This is a genomic window from uncultured Kiloniella sp. (assembly GCF_937128705.1).
Lineage (GTDB): Bacteria > Pseudomonadota > Alphaproteobacteria > Kiloniellales > Kiloniellaceae > Kiloniella.
Window position 1 is genome coordinate 1 of the sequence record NZ_CAKZMP010000133.1, and the last position, 1,239, is coordinate 1,239.

General features: G+C 45.6%; 2 protein-coding genes. Both read left to right on the forward strand.

The window, feature by feature from the left end; translation table 11 throughout:
* The coding region (locus Q0241_RS07430; RefSeq protein WP_299375441.1) for an amidohydrolase family protein at window positions 1–668 on the forward strand (668 nt) is incomplete at its 5' end.
* Window positions 669–677: 9 nt separating this feature from the next.
* The coding region (locus Q0241_RS07435) for a dihydrodipicolinate synthase family protein (protein ID WP_299375444.1) at window positions 678–1,239 on the forward strand (562 nt) is incomplete at its 3' end.

A 1,239-nucleotide genomic window follows, 5' to 3' on the forward strand; every position in this document is an offset into this window, starting at 1 on the left:
GTCCTCAATATCTATTTCTGACGGCCAAAGATTTAGATAAAGAAGGGATGATCGGTGCCAAATTTTGTTGCAGCCCACCTCCACGGGATGAAAAAGCGCAAGAAGCAATCTGGGAAGGGCTTATTGATGGTTCTTTCCAAGTGTTTTCCTCTGATCACGCCCCATACCGATTTGATGAAACAGGTAAATTGGCTGCCGGACCAAACCCAAACTTTAAGCAGATCGCAAATGGTGTGCCGGGGCTGGAAATCAGAATGCCGATGCTTTTTTCCGCAGGTGTTTTAGGCAACCGAATGGATATCCATCGTTTTGTTGAAGTAACGGCGACAAATCCGGCAAAGATTTATGGTTTGTATCCCCGTAAAGGAACAATAGAAGTTGGGTGTGATGCTGATCTGGCGGTTTGGGACCCGGAAAAAGAGGTCCGGATTTCAATAGATATGCTGCACGACAACATGGATTACACTCCTTATGAAGGTACGGATATTACGGGATGGCCCGAGACGGTAATCAGTCGCGGCCGGATTGTGGTTGAAGATAAGGATCTGAAAGTTGACCGGGGAACGGGCGTGTACCTTAAACGAACACGTTCTAGTGCTGCAAAGCCATCTGGGAAGCTGGTGCCTGAAGTGGATAGTCACTTAAATTTTAATGCCAAGATATTGTAGGATTTAGAGATGACAGGCCATAAAATTACAGGGACAACCAAAGGTGTCTTCATTATTGCTGCTACGCCTTTTCAGGATAACGGCAATATTGATTTTGGCAGTATTGATCGGTTGGTTGAATTCTACATAGAAAAAGGTGTGAGTGGTATTACCATTTTGGGTATGATGGGTGAGGCACAAAAGCTTAACCCTGAAGAATCTACGGCCGTAATGAAACAGGTGTTGCGCCGTGTAAATGGTCGGGTTCCTGTTATTGTTGGGGTTAGTAATCCTGGTATGGGGAACCTTGCGGCCTTATCTCACAGTGCAATGGACCTTGGATCTGCGGGGGTGATGGTTGCACCGTTTGCTGCTCAGAAAACAGAGACATCGCTTTATAACTATTATGAAAGTGTTTGTGATGCTTTAGGGGCAGACGTGCCCCTTTGTTATCAGGATTTTCCGTTGGTAACTGGGGTGAATATATCTGTCGATTGCTTCCATCGTATGGTCGATGATTTTGAGCAATTGGTTATGCTAAAGCATGAAGACTGGCCGGGACTTCCAAAACTCAGTCAAATTCGAGCGAAGG